Here is a 19,845-nt window from a genome sequence, read left to right as displayed (position 1 = left end):
TCGCCCGACCCTTTCTTGTTCTCCAAGACCGTTCTCGCTACTGCCGGCTAAAAATCGAAATACACGGTCACACCTGACCGACGACGATAGGGGTAATGGTCGCGATAGCCGTAATAGTCGCGACTGCCGTAATACCGCGGACGATAGCACGAGCCGTAATACCGGCAGTCGCGGTAAGCGTACCGGTGTTTCTTCCAGTGGCCATACGCATGTCCATTACCGTGGCGACGGTGTTTGACCTGCTCGACGTCGAGGGTGTGCATATGTACTGCATTCGGCACAACGATCGGGGTGGCGTTTAGCGGCAGGGCGAAAGATGCAGACAAGATCATGGCTGCAAGTGCGGAAAAAAGCATCTTCATCGGCGCATCCTTTCAGGCTGCGATTCTGGGTTAATGAGCATTAACCTCCGATGAACGGCTGGCAGCATCTACGACGGGTAGGCATTCGCTGGCCAACCAACCGCTGGCGGTGTACAGCAAACACCATGGCTCTCGATCCCGAAAAAGCATTTTTAGATTACAGTGCGGCGGACTGCAGCGTGCAGTTCTGGACCGCTAACGCACCGGCCGTGCAATTCACCTCTTTGGAAGCCGCCGTCAGGTTCGCAAAAGATCATGGCGGCAGGTGGGAAGAGATTGAGATAACAGTCCACCTGCCGCGCGAGGACATCGTATTCGCCACCGGAAAAGTGCATCAACTCATCGATGCTTTGCCAGGTGACCCCCGGAAAAAATAATAGCGCTGGCAGTGCCTCGGCTGCTGTCTCTTGCCGAAGTCGCGCGAACCTGAACCTATAGGCGCCGACGATCCACGACCTCGTGCGCCCACGGTGAACTGGCATTTGTGCATAATGGCCGCAGCACCTAGATTTTGAACAAGGTGAGGTCAGCAGTTTCGTTAAACGGCACACAAAGCGGGACCACGCCGCTTTAGACAGGCTGGTCTGGAGGCGATCAGCCGCCCGTAGGTGTTCTGATTACACCCAATATGCCCGCTCAATTCCGTTTTCATTGGAACTGTCGCAGCCGGCCGCTGTTTTGCATCTAGCCAATGAAACGGAGGAAAATCATGACTTCCAAACATCCCAAGTCAACTCGCCCTACCGATGCAGATCTCGAGCGAGATCCGGGTATCGGACAATCGAAGGGGCTGCATCGTGACACGGGCGCCGACGATATTGCCGGGCAGAACACTGAAGAAGGCGATGTGGCCAACGACACCAACCGATTGGCGGCGTAAACCCCAAACAGCGCGGCCGCACAAACAAGTAGGAAAGGTCCATGACGGACGGTTCCGCCTTCGCGCACCAAACAAACCACGAGAGCAGGCTTGCTCGATAAAACCACCGGACGGCGCGCTTGTGTTGCGGGCCGCCGGCCGGCGAAATGATCCGCCACGATGTCTCGCGGGCGACGGCGTTTCGCATCTAAGCGCTGAAGCGGCCAGCCATAGCCTGCTCATACCGAGAGACACCCGTCTCTAATAGCTGCATGAACGGCCGTCGCCGGGTCGAAATCCATCCGCACAGGCCGGGTTCATTGAATCGCCCGGCTGATATCCTGATGCCGAACCATATGAATTCGGTGGTGTCGAGCAAGCCGAGGTCATGACGGTAAGGCTGACTGCTGCGGCTGCTACAAATACGCGAAATCTGTTCATGAACGTCTCTCCAGCCTACGGAGCAATGAGAGCCTCTCCCCTTCGGAATATTGGGGAAATTTTCCCAGAACTCATTGCTCCCAGATCATCTTGAGCTCAAGATATAGGCGCGCGCCCTGGTCGGCGTTAGCTCCGAACGCGCAAGATTTTCTTGCGACCTCGTTAATTTCTGCAACGTCAGCCAAATGCTCTCGAGATTGTTTCCGTTCGAAAGCTACCGAAACCTCCGCCTCGGCCTCTCTTGACTCGCAAACCAAACAGAACATAATAAGAACATCGGCGTGGTGGCCGTCAATCTGAAAACTTGCGGTGGAAACTCTGAAGGAGATCGAGGTCGTGCGTCCGCGGATAGCTGAAAAGCTGGCAGAAGAAACGCTGAGAGGTGAAGTCGATGCAGTTGTCGCCTTTCATGATGGTGACGTCCGAGCCGCCATCACGACATTGCTGGTGGACTGCCATCACCTGCGACTTCAGCTTGCCTTCGCGGAAAGAGGGATGAATTGTGGCATGACAGCTGGACGGACTCAGACTGTCGAACGGGCATGAAACATCGCCGCAGTATTGAGCTCGCATCTCCTGGTCGCCACGCTGTCGAAATTGAGAAAGAAACGCTGGCGACCTTGCCACAGTGGTACGTCCTCCATGGCCGTTGCCGCATTTGTCGTCACGAAACATCCATCGACGGGCGGGAAATTGCCCGCCGATACGGCCATGACTTATCTCTCGCCAACCTTGCCAAGCGGCTCAAATGTCAAGGATGTGGCAACCGCTCCGACAATCTGTTGTTACTCCAAAAACTGCCGCGTGACTGACGGCGATTGCGTGCCGAATAGTCTCAGGTTCCGACCGAAAACCGCAAGCAGGAAGCTCGACCGCACGAGCGGCTCAGTCCCCTGGTGAAACAGTCCGATCTCGGGTCATCATCCCAGATAAAAGCCGGCCGGGAACAAAGACCGCGGTTCAAAGTTGAGTGGCACCAACCACGTAACGTCAGTTTCTGACAGGAGGTCTTTCATGGGTCGCGGTATTCTTCTTTGGCTGCTTGGTGTTCCACTGCCGATCATCATCCTTCTCGCTCTGTTTATGCGATAGGAAGAGATCATGTCGGTTTCAATGACAGGTTCCGGGGAGATTGCTACCCCGGTCGAATCCTCCAAATCCGCCATAACATGGGGGCCAATCTTCGGGGGCGCCGCTGCCGCCATCGGAGTGACCCTCATTCTCTTGCTGCTTGGATCCGGGGTCGGGTTGACGATGGTATCGCCCTGGTCGGGGCAAAGCAGTTCGCTCGGTACGGTCGGGGTGACGGCGGCGATCTGGCTGGTTGTCGTGCAATGGCTGTCCTCCGGGCTCGGAGGCTACATCACCGGCCGCCTGCGCACGAAGTGGGCGGCCGTCCACACCGATGAGGTGTTCTTCCGCGATACGGCGCATGGCTTCATCAGCTGGGCGCTGGCGACAATCTTCGTCGCCGGGTTTCTGGCGTCGTCGCTGACTTCGCTTGCCGGTGCAGGCGCACAGGCCGTGGGCTCCGCCGCGCAAGCTGTGGGTTCGACCGCCACTGCCGCCGGCACGGCAGCAGCATCGTCGACAGCGTCGCCGATGGATCTGCCCACTGCCTATTTTACCGACGCGTTGCTGCGTCCTGATCAGGCTCGCGCGGCTGCAACCTCGAATGACGCCGCGGCAACGGCGGAGGTATCCCGCATCCTCCTCAACGGCGCCGCTGAGGGCCAGATCCCGGATGACGACAAGGCCTATCTTGCCACCATCGTCTCTGCTCGCACCGGTCTTTCCGAAGCCGATGCGCGCACCCGCGTCGACACCGTGCTGAAGCGCATCGACGACGCCAAGGTCGCCGCCCAGAAAGCCGCCGATGAGGCACGCAAGGCTGCCTCCACCACGGCATTGCTCGGCGCGTTGTCACTTCTGATCGGGGCTTTCATCGCTGCTGCCGCCGCAGCCTTTGGCGGGTCGCAACGCGACGAAGAGGAAGACCTTCTCGTCACGCCTCGGATTTAAGGCCCCGGGCCCAGGATCGACGGAAATGGGGGCGCGGGGTCGAAAGGCCCGCGCCCCAATAATGCGGGGCCATCCCAGGCTCTGCTGCGGTTGGATGATCGTGCGCTGCAAGGCTTTTTCCCCATGGCGGTTTATTTCGCATCGGGCGGAACATGTCGCCGTTGGGGAGCTTCGGTTAGGTCAAACCTTTTCCGGAGAATGTAGATGGCCAAGAAGACCTCCCAAACCTCGCCCTCGGACAACGCAACGATCCATGATCAAAAACTGCACCGGGGTGCAGGCGGCGAGCTTCATCAGTTTGCCGAAGACGGCAAGCCGGTGCTGACCACAGCTCAGGGCGGACCCGTCTCAGACGATCAGAATACGCTTCGTCTCGGTGCCCGCGGCCCTGCCCTCATCGATGATTTCCATTTTCGCGAGAAGATCTTTCATTTCGATCACGAGCGCATCCCCGAGCGGGTCGTCCATGCGCGCGGTTACGGCGCCCATGGCTATTTCGAAACATATGAATCCCTGGCCGCCTATACCCGGGCCGATCTTTTCCAGCGGCCGGGCGAAAAGACGCCGGCCTTCGTTCGGTTTTCGACCGTCGCCGGTAGCAAAGGTTCCTTCGATCTGGCGCGCGACGTGCGTGGTTTCGCGGTCAAGATCTATACGCAGCAGGGGAATTGGGACCTCGTCGGCAACAACATCCCGGTCTTCTTCATTCAGGATGCGATCAAGTTTCCCGATGTCATCCATTCTGTAAAGCCGGAACCCGACAAGGAATTTCCGCAGGCGCAGTCGGCGCATGACAATTTCTGGGATTTCATCACGCTGACGCCCGAAAGCATGCACATGATCATGTGGGTGATGTCGGACCGCGCCATTCCGCGATCGTTCCGTTTCATGGAGGGTTTTGGCGTTCACACCTTCCGCTTCGTCAATGCAGCGGACGAATCGACCTTCGTCAAATTCCATTGGAAACCGAAACTCGGCCTGCAGTCCGTCGCCTGGAACGAGGCAGTCAAGATCAATGGCGCGGATCCGGATTTCCATCGCCGCGACCTCTGGCAGTCGATCCAGTCGGGAAACTTCCCCGAATGGGAACTCTGCGTGCAGCTTTTCGATCAGGACTTCGCCGACACGTTCGACTTCGACATCCTCGATCCAACGAAGATCATTCCCGAGGAGATCCTTCCGGTCAAACCGATTGGCCGTCTCGTGCTCGACCGAATGCCCGACAACTTTTTTGCAGAGACCGAGCAGGTCGCCTTCATGACGCAGAACGTGCCCCCTGGCATCGACTTCAGCAACGATCCCCTTCTGCAGGGACGGAACTTCTCCTATCTCGACACGCAGCTGAAACGTCTGGGCGGTCCGAATTTCACCCACCTGCCGATCAACGCGCCGAAGTGTCCCTTCCACAATTTTCAGCAGGATGGCCATATGGCGATGCGCAATCCTGTCGGACGCGTCAATTACCAGCCGAATTCCTGGAATCAGGGGCCGCGGGAATCGCCGGTTCAGGGCTATCGCCACTTCCCGGCCGAAGAACAGGGTCCCAAGGTTCGGCTGCGCCCGGAAAGCTTTGCCGATCATTACAGCCAGGCCCGGCAATTCTACGTCAGCCAGACTCCACCGGAGCAACGCCATATCGCCGCAGCGCTGATCTTCGAGTTGAGCAAGGTCGAAACGCCAGTCATTCGCGAGCGTATGGTCTCGCATCTGATGAATATCGATGAGACGCTGGCCAGCAAGGTCGGCCACGCACTCGGCTTCAAATCGATGCCGAAGCCTGCCGACGCCGCCATGCCGACGCGGCAAGATCTCGAGCCGTCGCCGGCGCTCAGCATCATAGAGCGCGGTCCGAAGCGGTTCGAAGGACGAAAACTCGGCATTCTTGTCAGCGATGGCACCGATGCCGCCATCTTCAAGGCGCTGCTTGCCGAGGTCACCGAGCAGAAGGCAGCGTTCGAAGTGATCGCACCAAAGATTGGGGGTGTGACACTCTCGGACGGCAATTGGATCGAGGCGCATCAGATGATCGACGGCGGACCTTCAGTACTTTACGACGCCGTCGCCCTCCTCCCCTCAGCCGAGGGAACCGGCGATCTGCTGAAGGAGGCAACGGCCCGCGATTTCGTGGCGGACGCCTTCGTACACTGCAAGTTCATCGGTTATGTGGAAACGGCGTTGCCGCTTATGCAGAAGGCCGGAATTGCCGATTCACTGGATGAGGGCGTGATGGCGCTCGGAGCGGCGAAAGACGTTCCGGCTTTTATCAAGGCGCTTGGCAAACTGCGTGTCTGGGGCCGGGAGCCATCGGTCAAATTGAATTGACGTCTCGTCGCCATAACGGCACGAGTGGCTAGTCGTCAGAATAAAACCCGCGGAAACGCGGGTTTTATGTCGTTTGCGGCGCCCTATTTATTGAGCTGAGGTGATGGAAGCTGCTCCATCTCCAGTTTTACGCGCTGTGGAGAGCCGTATGCGCTCGCACTTTCGACAGATCTCTGATTTGGCCGTCTTATGGGCAGGCCATCGTGTGGTTCCTGTCACGCTGATCGCGTTCGCAGCCATTTGGGCGGCAGTGGGTCTCAGCTTTTCCTTCCCAAGGCAGTGGTTTTTGCTGACCAATATGGTCGGTACCCTCATCATATTTTTTATCTTGCTGCTGGTGCAGCACTCCCAAAACCGGGACATGACGGCGCTCCATGCCAAGCTCGACGAACTGATCCGATCGAGCGAAGCAGGAAACCACTGGATTGCGGCTGAGAAGAAAGATGCCGACGCAATAGAGGGAATGCGCCAGCTACACCACGGCCAAACCTCAGAGACCTCGACCTAAGCGTGTCGCAATCTTTCAGATTCGCTCCTCGCGCTTCAGATCTTTACTGTTACGCGTGTCGTTATCGCAAAACTGCTGCACAGTTTTGCGCGACATGTCCTAGGCTGACGCTGCCTCTGCGGCAGATTTCTCATCCGCTTTGTCCTCGACGCATTCTGCTTTCTCGGCAAGGGTCTTGCTCATTTCCCTGAGTTCTCCCTCATCCAACTTTTCGATGCCGACAAACTTATTGGCCGCCTGGCTCGTCAGGATGAGTTCGTCAAGTTTGGCCTGCAGAGCCTTTCCGTCACGGTTCTGGCTGTTCTGCAACACAAATACCATCAAGAAGGTAATGATGGTGGTAGTGGTGTTGATCACAAGTTGCCAGGTCTCTGAATAGCCGAAAAAGGGGCCGGAAACCGCCCAGACAAGCACCAGCGCCAAAGCCGCTACAAAGGTGAACGGCTTTCCCGAGAGATCGGCGACGGTGGTCGCAAACGAAGAGAAGAAGTTGGATTTGTTCGACATCTGTAAAGCCTCGTTGGGTCGCAATGCTGTCAATCGACAACATCAACTCTACATGCGGGCCGAAGTTCCTCGCGCCGCCGAGGTCAATCAAGAGGTCCGACGCTCCTCCTTCGCTGCCCGTGGAGAAGATTGTCGCTGATAACCCGTACCTTCACGGATGTTTCCCCTTGCCGGCAAAAAAAATAGGTTATCTGAATAACTTAGCTGGTTCGCTCAGGAGAAGTGCGCCCGCCCAACCAAAAACGCGCCAGAAATATTGTGCAGCGCAGCAACCTTTTGGTAGACTGACGCGTTTAGTTTAGCATCACCGCCATCCCGGCTGCTGATTGGCGGAGACTTTCATGAGATCTATGTCAGACACCCTCGCACGCCTTGCTGCGCTGCGAGGAACCCTTCGCGCCCGACCCTCGCAGGACAACCCCGATCTCGTCGCCTTGGACGCATTTGGCTCAAACCCGGGCGCTTTGGGGGGCTACATCTATCTGCCGTCAAAGCGCGGGAAAAACATGGCGCTGATCGTTGTCCTGCATGGCTGCACCCAGACTGCCGCCGGGTATGATATCGGGTCCGGGTGGTCGCGATTGGCCGAGGACTATGGCTTCGCGCTGCTGTTTCCCGAACAACGACGGGCAAACAACCCAAACCTCTGCTTCAATTGGTTTAACCCGGAGGACATAAGCCGGGATCACGGCGAGGTCTTTTCCATTCGCCAGATGATCGCAAAAGTCGTTGCGGAACACGGTATCGACAGCAGGCGCGTGTTCGTGACCGGGCTTTCGGCCGGCGGCGCCATGGCCGCAGCCATGCTTGCGACCTATCCCGAGGTTTTTGCAGGCGGCGCGATCATCGCAGGCCTGCCATATGCAAGTGCCGCAACCATTCCCGAGGCGTTCGACCGGATGCGTGGCCATGGCGGCCCGACTGGCAAAGAGCTTGAACTGCGGTTGAGAAACGCCTCAGGCCATAAAGGCCCGTGGCCGACATTATCACTCTGGCAGGGAACCGCAGATAGGACCGTCGTGTCATCCAATGCGAATGCGATCGTGGAGCAATGGAGAAATATCCACGGCGTCGACGCATCGCCGGGGCGTGTCGAAGATATCGGACGACATCAGCGAAAGGTCTGGACCGATGCTCACGGTGTCGAGGTGATCGAGCTCCATACGATTGCCGGGATGGATCACGGCACGCCGCTCGATGTCGGCACCGGCTACGGGGCAAGCGGCCCCTTCATGCTTGACGTCGGAATTTCCTCGACCGTCGAAATTGCCAGGTCCTGGGGTCTGGTGCCCTCATTTGAAAAACGGCGCGATGCAAAAGCCTCTGCTGCGCAACCCGAAAACGCCGCAGGCCCATTCGGCGCAGGCAGCGACCGAGGCGGCATTCAGAAGGTTATTGAAGATGCCCTCCGGTCCGCCGGGCTGATGCGGTAATCGCAAGGCATATGACGGCAGTCAGAATCCCGCGAGATCGCCATTATCGGTTTTGAGACTTGGGCAGTGGTCCGTTTTGATGGTTGAAGACAAGTTCGCTCTGGACATCTTGCTGAAACTGCAGCACCCGCTGACCGATATCGCTCTCCGGCATCCCGGCCGCCAGAAGCTGATCGGCAAGCCTGCGGCATTCGGCCTTCCAGAATTCTATCGCATCTGCGCCGTGCCGCCGGCCGAGTTCGCGAGCGCAGCGCTCGACATTGGCAGTTCCGGTTAAAGCGGGAAAGGCAATAATCTTGCCTTCATTGGCGCCGGCAGGCCGGCGGGTCATTTCAGTAGCCATCGAACACAGGTTCCTTTGATCCTGTTCGTTGTCTACGGGACTATGGTTAATGCTTTCTATTTGCTGCAGTAAGAAGATCAATCAGGTGGAAATTTAGCGGGCCGCAATGTCACCAGACAATCGGATGGGTTTTGCCGGTGAGCACGTTCACGAACCCCTCCGGCGCCAGCTCAGACGGCGCGACCAGCACCCAGCGCCAGGGCGAGCAAGTTAGCGTCGCAAACGACAGGCGTTCGGGAAATCCCGGCCACCATCGAGGCGAAAAAGTCGGCTCGTACATCCAGTCGATCCCGGCGCCGGCGGCATAAAGAGCCTGCATCTCCGCATCGAGCGCTTCGGCCGACCGCGCCGTCATCAGGCCGCCGACCTCGTAACGGACGCGGGCGAGAATCTTGCCACCGGATACCAGCACCCAGCCGCCCTGCTGCTCGTTCAGGGCATTGACTGATATCGCCATCGCCTCGTCGGACGAGCCGACCGTCCAGATATTGTGCTTGTCGTGCCCGAGCGTGGAGGCGAGCGCCGTCTCCGGCGTGCGCGGCCCGGTGCCCAGCCAGAACATCCTGGAGACCTTGGCCTCTCCGGAAAACCGGTCGACAATCGAGAATTTGGTGACATTGCGCGCGGGATCCCGCTGCACGGCGCCCTCTTCCACCGGCAATTCCATGGTGATGAAATCGTCGTGCCAGTGAAACGGCCGCAAAAGTGCTGCGTTGACCGTGGTCCGGTTCGGCGGCGCCTCGATGCGGAAATCGTCAGCCGTGACCGTCCGGTCTATTTTCACGGTCCGCGTCGCCCATTGCGGCCAATCGATTTCAGGACGCACGCCAATGAATGTCGCACCCTCGGACACAGGCCTCCCGTCGGCCCACACTTTTTCGATCGACAGGCTGGCGACATCGTCCAGAAGAACGAAATCGGCGAAACGGCCCGGCGCGATCGATCCGACCCAGGGCGTCAGCCGCATATGGCGCGCCGGATTGAGGGTGACGCATTGAATGGCGATTTCCGGTGCAAGGCCGTTTTCGATGGCGAGCCGGACATTGTGGTCGGTCGCACCGATTTTCAGCGTGTCCGAGGCGCTGCGGTCGTCGGTCACCAGAGCGATCTGCGACCAGTCCGTCAGCCCCTTGTCGATCAGACCGCGGATGACCTCCGGCAGGGAATGCGGCCTGAGCTCGATGAAAAGGCCGTGGAGGAGTTTCTGCCAGATTTCATCGAGAAACCAGCCTTCGTGATCGGAGGCGAGACCTGCCGCGGCAAAGGCATTGATCGAGGCCATGTCGCTCAGTCCGGCACCGTGGCCCTCGACCACGCCGCGCTGCTCGAAGGTCGCGCCGATCATGCCCCACAGCCGATCGTAGGAAGGATTGCCGGGATCGGATATGGACGGCCAGTCCATGACCTCGTCGAGCCCGGCGACCATCAGGCTTTCGGAAAGGAAGGCCTTCTGCTCGTCGTAGCCGAACCAGCCGCCACCCCATTCATAGGCGGTCGGAGGGACGGCGGAGCCAGGCAGGGGAAAGATTTTCATCGGCGATCCGCGCCGGCGCGCTTCCAGCCAGAATTCCAGATTGCGGGCGCCGTTGACATTGGAAAATTCGTGGCTCGCCTCGCATGTCCAGGTCACGCCATGCGGCATCACCAAAGCCGCCTCCCACTCCGGCGTCAAATGGGAGCTTTCGATATGTTTGTGCGCCTCGCCGAAGCCCGGCACGGCCGCAAGATCCGGCTCCGAGAACCGCTCGCTCACCTCGCCTTCGTAGCTGCCGGCGGGGCCGACATAGGCGATACGGCGGCCCTTGATGACGATCTCCTGATCGTCAAGCCATGTCCTCGAATGGACATCGAGCAACCTTCCCACGCGCAACAGCCTGTCGGCGGGCCGGCGTCCGAGCGCCGTCAGCACGAGATCCTGGCGCGTCAGAACCTCGTCGGACGCGTTGATCAGCAGATCATCAGGAAGAACAGTGTGCGAAGTGGCCATGAATGGAATGCCCGTGAGAAGCTGGAACCGCCGGACCGTAGAGACCATGCCCGGATGTGTAAAGCGCTGATGGACCACACGTTTTGTGAGCGATGACCAGACGCCATCAACCGGGAGTTAGCTGATGGTCCGGTCCCGGAAAATTCTCCGCACAAGATCGTATTTGCCCAATTATTGAGCTTGCGGCCCGATCGATCAAAAAATAGTATCCCTCAAATCGTGGGGGGTATGATCCCGATTGCCAACGCCGCTTTTCACAGAAGGACATTGCTCATGAAGGCCAGACGTTTTGCCCAAATCCTGTCTCTTGCGCTGCTTGCCGCCGTCGGCAACACCGCCGCGGCCCATGCGCAATCGAAGATGCTGACCATCTCCTGGTGGGGCTATAACGGCGAGAAGATGAATGCGAACATCATCACGCCCTTCAAGAAGATCTGCGGCTGCGAGATCGTGTTCGAAACCGGCAACAATGCCGACCGGCTCAACAAGCTGAAATTGCGCGATGGCAAGGGCGTCGATGTCATCTATCTCACCGACAGTTTCTCGCAGCTCGGCATCGAACAGGGACTGTTCCAGGAGATCGATGCGTCGAAGATCCCGAACCTTGCGGATATCTACGAACTGGGCAAGGCGCCTCAGGGCAAATACGGCCCGGCCTATACGATCGGACGCGTCGGCATCGTCTATGACTCCGCCAAGGTCAACCCACCGATCACCGCCTGGGGCGACCTGTGGCGCGATGATCTGAAGAGCTCCGTCTCCTTGCCCGGAATCACCACTACGGCCGGCCCGCTGGTCGTTCTGGAAGCCGGCAAGCATGGCGGCGCGGATGCCTATGAAGACACCGACAAGGCCTTCTCGGAAATCGAGGCACTGAAGCCCAATGTCGTCAAGAACTACAACACCGGCTCGGAGCTGGTGAACCTGATATCAACAGGCGAAGTGCGCGTTGCGCTGGCCCAGGATTTTACCCTGGCATCGATGCAGGCGGCCGTTCCGACGATGACATGGGCCAAGCTCAAGGATGGCGACATCGCCACGCTGAATACCGTGAACATCCCGAAGGGTTCGGAAAATGTCGAACTCGCCCATCAGTTCATCAACTTCATCCTGTCCAAAGAAGTCCAGCAGGCTGAAGCCGAACAAGGCGTCGATGCACCGATCTCGACCAAGGTCAGCCTGACGCCGGACCAGGCGAAGATCTGGACCTATGGCCCGGATATGGTGGCAGGCCTTACCCGCATCGACTATGCCAAGATGAACGCTGCCAAGGCCGACTGGATCGATCGCTGGAACGAAGTCTTCGGTCAGTAAGCTGCGCGATATCCCGACCTGAGGCCGGCTCATTGCCAGTCCTGGGCCAGACCTGGAAGTGCCGCACATCCGAATCCGAGATGCGGCGCTCCTGATATCAGGACATGCCACGAGTTTTAAGATGAAGCATTTTGCCAGATGGGGATTGACGATGCCGGCGACGATTGCCGTCGTTGTGCTTCTCATCATTCCCGTCGCCATCACCATTGCGGCGACGTTTGCGGAACCGAAGGGCGTGTTTGCGCCCTATGTGACATTCTTCAGCAGCGGCTTTCGCCGGGCGGTTCTTTATCGGACGCTGGAGGTCGCGCTGATTACGACGGCGATCTCCCTCACCGTTGGTTTCATCACCGCCTATGTGATCGCGCAGATGCCCGGTCGCGCAAAGAGCATCATGATCGTCGCGGCGGTTTTTCCACTGCTGACAGGTGTCGTCGTCCGATCCTTCGCATGGCTGATCATTCTCGGGAAGAACGGCATCCTGAACGCCATGCTGATCTCGACCGGCATTATCGGGGAGCCGCTTTCGATGCTCTATACCGAAGGCGCGGTGATCGTCGCCATGGTCTATCTCTTCGTTCCCCTGATGATCCTGACACTGGTCGGCGTGCTTGAAGGCATCCCGCGCGATCTGATCGATGCCTCAGCCTCGCTCGGCGCGAGGCCGCTGATGACATTCTTTCAGGTGATCCTGCCGCTTGCGACACCCGGCCTCATCGTCGGCGCGGTCCTGGTCTTCACCGGCAGCTTCACCTCCTATGCGACACCGCAACTGCTCGGCGGAGAAAAGCAGATGATGATGGGGACCTTCCTCTACCAGCGCGCCATGGTGACTTTCGATTGGGTGGGTGCATCGACGATCGCCGCCATCATGGTGGTGCTGACGCTCGGTGTGGTCCTGATCATGAGCCGCATCGCACGCCGGCTCAATCCGATGGCGGTGTGATGGACAGGCGCGTTCACCCGATCCTCGCCGGTTTTGCGGCCTGCGTTTTCTTCTTCCTGCTCGCACCGCTGGTCATCATCATCGGTGCCGCCGTCAGCGACACGACCTATCTGACCTTCCCGCCGCAGGGCCTGACATTGCGGTGGTTCGTCAATATCTTCGAAATCGAGGCCTTCCGCACGACCGCGATCACCAGCCTGCAGGTCGCCTTTCTCGGCACGGCACTCTCCCTGCTGATCGGCGTCCCGGCGGCCTATGCGATCAACCGCTATCGGGTGGAATTGCCGCGCTGGCTTTCCACCATCTTCGTCCTGCCGATCCTGGTGCCGGAGATCGTCTTCGGATTTTCGCTGATGAAATCCGTCACGATTGGCCTCGGGCTGCCGATCTTCATCAGCCTGCTGGTCGGTCACGCCCTGCTGATCCTGCCCTATTCGGTGCGTGTCGTCGGCGCCAGCCTGGCGGCCTTCGATTTTTCCGTCGAAGAGGCGGCGATCAGCCTGGGTTGCCCACCGCTGAAAACCTTCCTGACCGTGGTCCTGCCGAATATCCGCGCCGGCGTCATTGCCGCCTTCATCCTCGCCTTCATCACCTCGATCAACGACGTGTCAGTTTCGGTCTTCCTGACCGGGCCGGGTATCTCAACGCTGCCGATCCAGATCCTTGCGCATATGGAGCAGTTTTTCGATCCGACGATCGCATCGGTCTCGGTGCTGCTGATGTTCGTGACAGTCGGCGTCATGGCCGTCGTCGAGGCCACGCTCGGCCTCACCTTCCTGACAAAGTAGAACGATCTTGACCGTATCCCTCACCATCGATTCCATCTCCGCCCATTATGGCAGCACCCAGGTGCTCAAAGACCTGTCGATCTCAGTCATGGCCGGGGAGTTGGTCTCCCTGCTCGGCTCCAGCGGCTGCGGCAAGACGACGACATTGCGCCTCGTGGCCGGTTTTCTGCAGCCGAGCAGCGGCAGCATCAAGCTCGGCGAGCGCAACCTGACCGGACTTCCCGCGCATGCGCGCGACATCGGCCTGGTTTTTCAGAACTACGCGCTTTTTCCTCACCTGAGCGTGCAGGACAATGTTGCCTTCGGCCTGAGGCAGCGCCGCATTCCCCAGCCGGAGCGGACGAAAAGAACGATGGCCATGCTGGACCGCGTCGGCCTTTCGGCCTTCGCCGACCGCCTGCCGTCGGCGCTCTCAGGCGGCCAGAAACAGCGCGTGGCGCTCGCCCGAGCACTGGTCATCGAGCCGCCGCTTCTGATGTTCGACGAGCCGCTTTCCAACCTGGATGCAAAGCTCAGGATCGACATGCGCGTCGAGATCAGGCAGCTCCAGCGCGCCAACGGCACGACGTCGCTTTACGTCACCCATGACCAAGAGGAGGCATTCTCGATCTCCGACAGGGTGGCGATCATGAATGCCGGGCGCATCATGCAACTCGATGCGCCTGAGGTGCTGTATCGCCAGCCGGCCAATGCTTTCGTCGCCCGCTTCGTCGGATTCGAGAACCTGATCCGCATGAAGGTGACCGCGCGCAACGGCGCGCTTGTGACCGCCGAAACAACGGGCGGAGCGCGGCTGCAGCTGTCGCAGGAAACATTCGGGCCGATCAAGGACGACTTCGTGCTGGCCTGCCGCGCAGACGGTCTTGCCGTCAGCCGTGACGGTGATGGCATCACCGCCGTGCTCGGCACGCGCACCTATCTCGGCCGGGCCTATCAGTACAAATGCATGACATCAGCTGGAGAGATCACCGCCAATGGGGCGCTGTCCGATCCGCTGGAAACAGGGGCGTCCGCCGTGCTGACACCTGTGGCCGAGCAATGCTGTATTCTCGACCCGGAAGATTGAGCCGCTGAGGAGAAACGATGACCAGTATCATCCATCAGGACATCGATGCCGTTCTTGCCTATGTGGACCGGAGCCTCGATGACAGCCTGGCGCGGCTTTTCGAGCTGATCCGCATTCCGAGCGTCTCGACCGACCCGGCCTATCGTGATCACTGCCGGGCTGCTGCCGAATGGCTGAGCCGGGACCTGGTTGCTATCGGCTTCGAGGCATCGGTGCGCAAAACAACAGGCCATCCGATGGTGGTCGCCCATGAAAAGGCGGCATCCGGACCGCATCTGCTGTTTTACGGCCATTACGATGTCCAGCCGGTCGATCCGCTGGCGCTGTGGACGAGCGATCCGTTCGAGCCGCGCATGGAAGCCTTGCCGAACGGCGATACCGCGATCGTCGCGCGCGGCGCGTCCGACGACAAGGGGCAGTTGATGACCTTCGTCGAAGCCTGCCGCGCCTGGAAGAGCGTCACCGGAAAACTGCCGGTGCAGGTGAGCATGCTGTTCGAAGGCGAGGAAGAGGCCGGCAGCCCGAGCCTCGCACCCTTTCTGGATGCCACGGCGGACGAGTTGAAGGCCGATGCGGTTTTCGTCTGCGACACGGATATGTGGGATCGCGAAACGCCTGCCGTCACGACGATGCTGCGCGGTATCTTCAGTACGGAAATCGAAGTCACCTGCGCCGATCAAGACCTGCATTCCGGTATGTTCGGCAATGCCGCGCGCAATCCGCTGCAGGTGCTGTCAGACGTCGTTTCGAGCCTGCGGCGCGCCGATGGCGGCGTCGCGGTCGAGGGTTTCTATGATGGCGTGAAAGAGCTCCCGGACGCCATCAAGGCGCTGTGGAAAAGGCTGCCCTTCGACGAGGAGGCCTTTCTCGGCGATATTGGCCTCAGAGATCCGGCCGGCGAGGCAGGCCGTTCCGTCCTCGAACAGATCTGGGCGCGGCCGAGCTGCGAGATCAACGGCATGAGCGGCGGTTATACAGGCGAAGGCTTCAAGACGGTCATTCCGGCGAAGGCAAGCGCCAAGATTTCGTTTCGCCTGGTGGAAGGACAGGATCCCAAGGCGATCCGCGATGCCTTCCAGCGGCACGTGCGCGCACGTATCCCTAGGGATTGTTCGGTCAGCTTCAAGGATTACGGGCTTTCGCCGGCAACGGTCATGCCGATCGACAGTCCGTTTCTCACCAGAACGCTTCAGGCGCTTTCGACGGAATGGCAATGCGAAGCGGCCCTTGCCGGCACGGGAGGCTCGATCCCGATCATCGGCGAATTCAAACGCCGGCTCGGATGCGATGCCCTCCTGGTCGGCTTCGCCCGCTTTGACAACCGCGTCCATAGCCCGAACGAAAAATACGATCTCTCCAGCTTTCATAAAGGCATACGATCCTGGGTCCGCATCCTGGCCGCCCTCGCCGACTGACGCAAGTATACCGCGCCGCGTAGCTTTTCGGGAACAGCAAAGGACGCTGTAACACTTTGAATTGCTGCATTATGCAGTAGGCTATGGTGCAGCAAGCGCCCCACATTACCATCGACACCGAGGCAGCAGACCACCGATGACCATAACCGCTCCCCGCGATTTCCTGAAAGGCCTGTTTGACGCGGCGGTTCGCGCCGCCGATCCGCTGACCGGCATCCAGGCGCATCTGCCTGAAAGGCCGAAGGGAAGGACCGTGGTGATCGGCGCCGGCAAGGGCGCGGCGCAAATGGCGCGGGCGCTCGAAAGCGTCTGGGACGGACCGCTCGAAGGTGTGGTGGTCACCCGTTACGGCTATGGCTGCGAGACACGCGGCATCGAAATCCTCGAGGCAGCGCATCCGGTGCCGGATGCGGCTGGCCTTGCCGCCGCAAAGCGGCTGACGGAGACGGTGAACGGGCTGACGGAAGACGATCTGGTGATCGCGCTGATCTGCGGCGGCGGCTCGGCGCTGCTGCCCGCCCCGCCGGACGGGCTGACCCTCGAAGACGAGATTGCGCTCAACGAAATGCTGCTTGCCTCGGGCGCGCCGATTTCGGCGATGAATGTCGTGCGCAAGCATCTCTCCACCATCAAGGGCGGCAGACTTGCGGCAGTGACCAAAGCGAGCGTCATCAGCCTGATCGTCTCCGACATTCCCGGCGACAACCCGGCTCATGTCGCCTCCGGGCCGACAGTGCCTGATGGTTCGACACGGCACGATGCGCTCGACATCATCAGGCAATACGGATTGCAGCTGCCGCAGGCAGCACTCGACCATCTGAACTCGCCGAAAGCCGATGCACCGCGGCCGGACGATCCGGTGTTTTTGCGGCACGCGCATCACATCATCGCCTCCGCCGGCGTTTCGCTGGAGGCAGCTGCCGCCCTGGCAAAATCGCAGGGGATCGAGCCGGCTATCCTTTCAGATGCGATCGAGGGGGAATCGCGTGACGTGGCGCTGGTGCATGCGGCGATCGCCCGCGAGGTGTTGGGCCGGAACAGGCCGTTTTCCAAGCCGGTCGTCATCCTTTCTGGCGGCGAAACGACGGTGACGCTGAGAGCCAGGGGTGGCAAGGGCGGACGCAATGGCGAATTCGCGCTCGCCATGGCGCTTGCGATCGACGGACAGGAGGGCATTCATGTCCTCGCCGCCGACACCGACGGGATCGACGGCTCGGAGGATAATGCCGGCGCCTTTGCCGATGGCGGCACGGTGAGGCGCCTGCGCGCCGCCGGGCTCGATCCGCGCCGGCTGCTCGACGGCAATAACAGCTATTCGGGCTTTGCGGCCACCAGCGATCTGTTCGAAACCGGCCCGACCGGAACCAATGTCAATGATTTCAGGGCGATCCTGATCCGTTAGAGCAATTTCAGGAAAAGTGCGAAGCGGTTTTCCGTCCGGAATTGCGTAAAACAAGAGCAGCCGGCCGCTGCGCGGCGCTGGCGGATCAGGTCTCGATCCGCCCCTGTTCGACCAGCCAACCCACCGATTCCTGCACCGCCTGCAGGGACGTGTATCTCGGAGTGTAACCCAGCAGGCGTCCGGCTTTTGCGATCGAACAATTCGGGCTACGGGCAATATGTTCCCAGGTCGCCTTCGCATCCTCAGCCGTCTGACTTTCGGCCCAGGCGTCGAATGGGGCGAAGCTGAGCTTCGGCTCGTGCCCGAACCAGCGAGACATGGATTCAGCATAACCGCGAAGGGTCAATGCCTGCTCCGAAACCGCGTGGAAACTTTCGCCGGTCGACGCATTCCAGTTGGCGATCGCATCCATGAACATCGCCGCCACGTCATCGGCATGGACGTGATGAACGGTCTCCAAGCCGAAGTGGGGCAGCGCCAGGGTCTCTCCGCGGGCAAGGGTTGAAAAGACCTGCAGGTTGAAATTGCCGGCCGGATTGAGCGGCGTCCAGCCGGGACCGACAATGTGCCCGGGATGGATGATGGTTGCCGGAAATCCGTGAAGCCTTGCCTGCTGCAGCAGATAGGTTTCGATTGCCGCCTTCTGCGTCCCATAGTCGCCGAAGGGAAATTTCGGCGTCTCCTCCAGCGTGGGTACGACCGTCGAATGGCCATGCGTCCAGATCGTGCCGGTATGCAGGAAGTGACCGATATGCCCCGACAGCGCCGTCACCAGATGCTCGGCACTTTCCAGCGAGAAGCAGATCATGTCGATGACGATGTCGGCTTTCAATGCACGTACGGCCGGGCCGAAATCACCCGTCCGCTCCATCGCAGCCCGATCCATCTGATGCTGATCGACGGCAGCCCAGGCGTGGTTTGCCGTATAAGGCTTTGCCGTGCCGCGGCTGATCGTGACGACGTCGTGACCGGCTTCCACCAGACGGGGAACGAGATAGGTTCCGACATGGCCCGTTGCTCCGATTACCAAAACCCGCATCATCGTTCCTCCTTTTGCATTTCCGTGTCGAATATGCTGCGCTCAGGTGATCCTGCAAGCAGACTTTTCGTGATCAAGGGGCTGGACCAGGCCCGCTATCGATTCCTGAAAACAAGACAGGTGCCGCCATGCTTGCGGATCTGGGTGCATAGGTCGTTGGCTTCCATGCGTGTCTGCCGGCCGATGCGGGCAGCATAACGCGGGCGAAAGCCGAAGCTGCGATCGCGCTGGCGCAGGATCAGCGGCTGCTCCGCATTCAGGGGCGCGGGCAGATCCTGCACGGCATCGAGAAACATGCGCCTGACTACCGCGACATTCGCATTCGCCGCAAGCTGGACGCCCCAGGGAGCCCATTCGCCCTCCTGACGCCAGGGCGTGTCCTTCAACGTCCGTCTCTCCGCAAGCGCCACGCAGCCATCGAGGAAGGACTTGTCCTTGTCGAGCGGGGCGGCCGCATCTTCCGGTGGGTTATCCTTCCATTCCTCGACCGTATGCGCGGTGATCGCCGTGACGTAGCCACGCGTCTCGTAAGGTAATCTGCCTGACGTAAGGTAAGTGGCAAGGCCGTTTTCACCGGCATTATAGGCGGCGGCGGCAAGGCCGAGATTGCCGAAACGATTGCGCAATTCGTCGAGATACTGCGCCGATTTCCGGAGCGCTTCCAACACCTGGTAGCTGTCTTCGAGACCGCGCAGTTTCGCCGTTCCGGGCATGAACTGCGCAATCCCCTGGGCTCCCTTGAAGCTGACTGCATCAGGGCGAAAGGTGCTTTCTCGCCAGATGAGACGGGCGAAATAATCCGCTGGCAATCGATTGGCGCTGGCGAAATGCTCGATCGCGACGCAAAGGTCGTAGTTGAAACTGTCTTTCCGGATGCAGAGCGTCTCACCCGATCCCGCCGCCGAAGGTCCCGAATACAAGCAGACCGGCGGCCCGGCGCTCCCCTCAGGCTGGGCCTTTACTGTGTCCACGGCGGGAAACAGAAGACAGAGCCAAAGCATGGCCTTCGCCGATCTCCTCGCAATGTCGGACTGACGCTTTCGGCGTATCATCGGATCTCGGCGGGTTCGAACTTCCATCTCGACGCTCGA

19 protein-coding genes and 1 pseudogene are annotated in these 19,845 nt (G+C 59.8%); 12 read left to right on the top strand and 8 right to left on the bottom strand.

Going from position 1 to position 19,845, the window contains the following annotated elements:
* Positions 1 to 47: 47 nt before the first annotated feature.
* Entirely contained in the window at positions 48 to 362 is a 315-nt protein-coding gene (locus tag RlegSU303_RS08640) for a hypothetical protein (protein ID WP_231283649.1), read from the bottom strand.
* Positions 363 to 487: 125 nt separating this feature from the next.
* Here RlegSU303_RS08640 and RlegSU303_RS08635 point away from each other — a divergent pair, with 125 nt between their 5' ends.
* Together RlegSU303_RS08635 and RlegSU303_RS08630 are read left to right on the top strand one after the other, a co-directional pair.
* The gene (locus RlegSU303_RS08635; protein WP_179040081.1) at positions 488 to 739 is read left to right on the top strand and encodes a hypothetical protein; all 252 of its coding nucleotides are present in this window, start codon (positions 488 to 490) and stop codon (positions 737 to 739) included.
* A 332-nt stretch (positions 740 to 1,071) separates the two neighbouring features.
* Positions 1,072 to 1,274, top strand: a pseudogene (locus RlegSU303_RS08630) (hypothetical protein).
* A 208-nt stretch (positions 1,275 to 1,482) separates the two neighbouring features.
* Here the strand turns inward: RlegSU303_RS08630 and RlegSU303_RS08625 are convergent.
* Complete coding sequence (locus RlegSU303_RS08625) at positions 1,483 to 1,662, bottom strand: hypothetical protein (RefSeq protein WP_131644067.1); 180 nt, start codon at positions 1,660 to 1,662, stop codon at positions 1,483 to 1,485.
* A gap of 291 nt (positions 1,663 to 1,953) precedes the next feature.
* Complete coding sequence (locus RlegSU303_RS34540) at positions 1,954 to 2,289, bottom strand: hypothetical protein (RefSeq protein WP_445944750.1); 336 nt, start codon at positions 2,287 to 2,289, stop codon at positions 1,954 to 1,956.
* 474 nt (positions 2,290 to 2,763) lie between these two features.
* Here RlegSU303_RS34540 and RlegSU303_RS08610 point away from each other — a divergent pair, with 474 nt between their 5' ends.
* From RlegSU303_RS08610 to RlegSU303_RS08600, 3 genes are all read left to right on the top strand, one after another.
* Complete coding sequence (locus RlegSU303_RS08610; protein ID WP_231283647.1) at positions 2,764 to 3,684, top strand: hypothetical protein; 921 nt, start codon at positions 2,764 to 2,766, stop codon at positions 3,682 to 3,684.
* A gap of 204 nt (positions 3,685 to 3,888) precedes the next feature.
* On the top strand, positions 3,889 to 6,006 hold the full coding sequence (gene katE / locus RlegSU303_RS08605) for a catalase (RefSeq protein ID WP_231283646.1): 2,118 nt from the start codon (positions 3,889 to 3,891) through the stop codon (positions 6,004 to 6,006).
* Between the two features lie 148 nt (positions 6,007 to 6,154).
* Positions 6,155 to 6,514: a low affinity iron permease family protein gene (locus RlegSU303_RS08600; protein ID WP_132609733.1), complete on the top strand. Its 360-nt coding sequence runs from the start codon at positions 6,155 to 6,157 to the stop codon at positions 6,512 to 6,514.
* Between the two features lie 99 nt (positions 6,515 to 6,613).
* Here the strand turns inward: RlegSU303_RS08600 and RlegSU303_RS08595 are convergent, their stop codons facing one another.
* Positions 6,614 to 7,021, bottom strand: a complete 408-nt coding sequence (locus RlegSU303_RS08595) for a low affinity iron permease family protein (protein ID WP_017960158.1) — start codon at positions 7,019 to 7,021, stop codon at positions 6,614 to 6,616.
* 341 nt (positions 7,022 to 7,362) lie between these two features.
* On the opposite strand from RlegSU303_RS08595, the gene RlegSU303_RS08590 reads away from it, so the two are divergent.
* The gene (locus RlegSU303_RS08590; protein WP_231283815.1) at positions 7,363 to 8,454 is read left to right on the top strand and encodes an extracellular catalytic domain type 1 short-chain-length polyhydroxyalkanoate depolymerase; all 1,092 of its coding nucleotides are present in this window, start codon (positions 7,363 to 7,365) and stop codon (positions 8,452 to 8,454) included.
* Between the two features lie 43 nt (positions 8,455 to 8,497).
* Here RlegSU303_RS08590 and RlegSU303_RS08585 read toward each other — a convergent pair whose 3' ends face one another.
* Together RlegSU303_RS08585 and RlegSU303_RS08580 are read right to left on the bottom strand one after the other, a co-directional pair.
* On the bottom strand, positions 8,498 to 8,797 hold the full coding sequence (locus RlegSU303_RS08585) for a DUF6074 family protein (protein WP_017960156.1): 300 nt from the start codon (positions 8,795 to 8,797) through the stop codon (positions 8,498 to 8,500).
* Positions 8,798 to 8,906: 109 nt separating this feature from the next.
* Positions 8,907 to 10,832 carry an adenine deaminase gene (locus RlegSU303_RS08580; protein WP_231283645.1) on the bottom strand — a complete coding sequence of 642 codons (1,926 nt, stop codon included), beginning with the start codon at positions 10,830 to 10,832 and terminating at the stop codon, positions 8,907 to 8,909.
* Between the two features lie 225 nt (positions 10,833 to 11,057).
* Between RlegSU303_RS08580 and RlegSU303_RS08575 the strand changes: the two genes are divergently transcribed.
* From RlegSU303_RS08575 to RlegSU303_RS08550, 6 genes are all read left to right on the top strand, one after another.
* Positions 11,058 to 12,098, top strand: a complete 1,041-nt coding sequence (locus RlegSU303_RS08575) for an ABC transporter substrate-binding protein (protein ID WP_131629440.1) — start codon at positions 11,058 to 11,060, stop codon at positions 12,096 to 12,098.
* 121 nt (positions 12,099 to 12,219) lie between these two features.
* The gene (locus RlegSU303_RS08570) at positions 12,220 to 13,044 is read left to right on the top strand and encodes an ABC transporter permease (protein ID WP_168279463.1); all 825 of its coding nucleotides are present in this window, start codon (positions 12,220 to 12,222) and stop codon (positions 13,042 to 13,044) included.
* A complete protein-coding gene (locus RlegSU303_RS08565; protein ID WP_131629442.1) occupies positions 13,041 to 13,832 on the top strand; it encodes an ABC transporter permease in 792 nt (263 codons plus the stop codon). Before RlegSU303_RS08570 ends, RlegSU303_RS08565 begins: the two co-directional genes overlap by 4 nt.
* Before the next feature lie 7 nt (positions 13,833 to 13,839).
* Positions 13,840 to 14,898 (top strand): ABC transporter ATP-binding protein, encoded by a 1,059-nt coding sequence (locus RlegSU303_RS08560; RefSeq protein ID WP_131644073.1) that lies wholly within the window; start codon positions 13,840 to 13,842, stop codon positions 14,896 to 14,898.
* Between the two features lie 17 nt (positions 14,899 to 14,915).
* The gene (locus RlegSU303_RS08555) at positions 14,916 to 16,313 is read left to right on the top strand and encodes a dipeptidase (RefSeq protein ID WP_131644074.1); all 1,398 of its coding nucleotides are present in this window, start codon (positions 14,916 to 14,918) and stop codon (positions 16,311 to 16,313) included.
* A 136-nt stretch (positions 16,314 to 16,449) separates the two neighbouring features.
* Positions 16,450 to 17,715, top strand: a complete 1,266-nt coding sequence (locus tag RlegSU303_RS08550; protein ID WP_131644075.1) for a glycerate kinase type-2 family protein — start codon at positions 16,450 to 16,452, stop codon at positions 17,713 to 17,715.
* Between the two features lie 85 nt (positions 17,716 to 17,800).
* Here RlegSU303_RS08550 and RlegSU303_RS08545 read toward each other — a convergent pair whose 3' ends face one another.
* Both RlegSU303_RS08545 and RlegSU303_RS08540 read right to left on the bottom strand, forming a co-directional pair.
* Positions 17,801 to 18,757, bottom strand: coding sequence for an NAD-dependent epimerase/dehydratase family protein (locus RlegSU303_RS08545; RefSeq protein ID WP_206106421.1), 957 nt, complete (start codon positions 18,755 to 18,757; stop codon positions 17,801 to 17,803).
* Between the two features lie 92 nt (positions 18,758 to 18,849).
* Complete coding sequence (locus RlegSU303_RS08540; RefSeq protein ID WP_206106422.1) at positions 18,850 to 19,833, bottom strand: lytic transglycosylase domain-containing protein; 984 nt, start codon at positions 19,831 to 19,833, stop codon at positions 18,850 to 18,852.
* Positions 19,834 to 19,845 lie beyond the last annotated feature (12 nt).

Source organism: Rhizobium sp. SU303 (genome assembly GCF_021052345.1).
Classification (GTDB): Bacteria; Pseudomonadota; Alphaproteobacteria; order Rhizobiales; family Rhizobiaceae; genus Rhizobium; species Rhizobium laguerreae.
The sequence above is the reverse complement of the archived record's forward strand: the minus strand, read 5'-3'. Positions and strand labels throughout refer to the sequence as shown.

What these genes read in the sequence shown, in the direction of transcription:
- RlegSU303_RS08545 (WP_206106421.1), bottom strand. Translation starts at nt 18,757, where the DNA reads ATGATGCGGGTTTTGGTAATCGGAGCAACGGGCCATGTCGGAACCTAT.
- RlegSU303_RS08610 (WP_231283647.1), top strand. Translation starts at nt 2,764, where the DNA reads ATGTCGGTTTCAATGACAGGTTCCGGGGAGATTGCTACCCCGGTCGAA.
- RlegSU303_RS08585 (WP_017960156.1), bottom strand. Translation starts at nt 8,797, where the DNA reads ATGGCTACTGAAATGACCCGCCGGCCTGCCGGCGCCAATGAAGGCAAG.
- RlegSU303_RS08625 (WP_131644067.1), bottom strand. Translation starts at nt 1,662, where the DNA reads ATGAACAGATTTCGCGTATTTGTAGCAGCCGCAGCAGTCAGCCTTACC.
- RlegSU303_RS08555 (WP_131644074.1), top strand. Translation starts at nt 14,916, where the DNA reads ATGACCAGTATCATCCATCAGGACATCGATGCCGTTCTTGCCTATGTG.
- RlegSU303_RS08640 (WP_231283649.1), bottom strand. Translation starts at nt 362, where the DNA reads ATGAAGATGCTTTTTTCCGCACTTGCAGCCATGATCTTGTCTGCATCT.
- RlegSU303_RS08550 (WP_131644075.1), top strand. Translation starts at nt 16,450, where the DNA reads ATGACCATAACCGCTCCCCGCGATTTCCTGAAAGGCCTGTTTGACGCG.
- RlegSU303_RS08635 (WP_179040081.1), top strand. Translation starts at nt 488, where the DNA reads ATGGCTCTCGATCCCGAAAAAGCATTTTTAGATTACAGTGCGGCGGAC.
- RlegSU303_RS08570 (WP_168279463.1), top strand. Translation starts at nt 12,220, where the DNA reads ATGAAGCATTTTGCCAGATGGGGATTGACGATGCCGGCGACGATTGCC.
- RlegSU303_RS08595 (WP_017960158.1), bottom strand. Translation starts at nt 7,021, where the DNA reads ATGTCGAACAAATCCAACTTCTTCTCTTCGTTTGCGACCACCGTCGCC.
- RlegSU303_RS08540 (WP_206106422.1), bottom strand. Translation starts at nt 19,833, where the DNA reads ATGGAAGTTCGAACCCGCCGAGATCCGATGATACGCCGAAAGCGTCAG.
- katE (WP_231283646.1), top strand. Translation starts at nt 3,889, where the DNA reads ATGGCCAAGAAGACCTCCCAAACCTCGCCCTCGGACAACGCAACGATC.
- RlegSU303_RS08590 (WP_231283815.1), top strand. Translation starts at nt 7,363, where the DNA reads ATGAGATCTATGTCAGACACCCTCGCACGCCTTGCTGCGCTGCGAGGA.
- RlegSU303_RS08600 (WP_132609733.1), top strand. Translation starts at nt 6,155, where the DNA reads ATGCGCTCGCACTTTCGACAGATCTCTGATTTGGCCGTCTTATGGGCA.
- RlegSU303_RS08580 (WP_231283645.1), bottom strand. Translation starts at nt 10,832, where the DNA reads ATGGTCTCTACGGTCCGGCGGTTCCAGCTTCTCACGGGCATTCCATTC.
- RlegSU303_RS08575 (WP_131629440.1), top strand. Translation starts at nt 11,058, where the DNA reads ATGAAGGCCAGACGTTTTGCCCAAATCCTGTCTCTTGCGCTGCTTGCC.